Source organism: Candidatus Clostridium eludens (genome assembly GCF_045310515.1).
Classification (GTDB): Bacteria; Bacillota; Clostridia; order Clostridiales; family Clostridiaceae; genus Clostridium_B; species Clostridium_B eludens.
In genome coordinates this window covers 1-518 of the sequence record NZ_JBJHZX010000157.1, presented here as the reverse complement: position 1 = coordinate 518, position 518 = coordinate 1, and the positions used below count along the sequence as shown (strand labels likewise).

The window sequence follows — 518 nt, the reverse complement described above, 5'->3', positions numbered from 1 at the left end:
CACGGCAAGTTAAAATATGGGAATATCTTGGGATTTTCTCATTTTAATTTGTACTTTTTCTTGACATAGTACCATCTAGGTAATGAATATAATTATTTCAGAATCTAACTAAGAAATACTTTATCTATTTGTTTACGGTCATAATCAAGTACCCATGCATTTAATTTTTCATAAAGTGACATTAATGTATTCTTATCATGTGCAACAATATCGAGACCTCTATCATCATACAGGTGCAGCATAACATGGTTTTCAACATCAAATAAGTATACAGATGCAACAAAATCCTGTAATCCACCTAAATCACCAAGAATAATTTCCTCATAAAAACGCTCCATCAGCTAACTATATTTTATATTTTTACCTTTTATAGTTAACGAACAATAATTTACACTTGTGACAAGTCTAAAGAAGAGTGACAATCAATATTAGTCATGTACAAAAATCTAAAAAATGCTTGTAATAAGCCAAAGTAATGCAACAAATATTTTCATAATTGGACAGATTTTTATAGGTAA

At 28.6% G+C, this 518-nt stretch carries 1 protein-coding gene; it reads right to left on the bottom strand.

Annotation, left to right across the window (positions count from 1 at the left end; all coding sequences use genetic code 11):
* Positions 1–104: 104 nt before the first annotated feature.
* The gene (locus ACJDU8_RS25645) at positions 105–338 is read right to left on the bottom strand and encodes a DUF3885 domain-containing protein (RefSeq protein ID WP_406795018.1); all 234 of its coding nucleotides are present in this window, start codon (positions 336–338) and stop codon (positions 105–107) included.
* Between the last annotated feature and the right edge of the window lie 180 nt (positions 339–518).

Bases quoted from the DNA above. Each gene is read 5' to 3' on its own strand.
- ACJDU8_RS25645 (WP_406795018.1), bottom strand. From the start codon at position 338: ATGGAGCGTTTTTATGAGGAAATTATTCTTGGTGATTTAGGTGGATTA.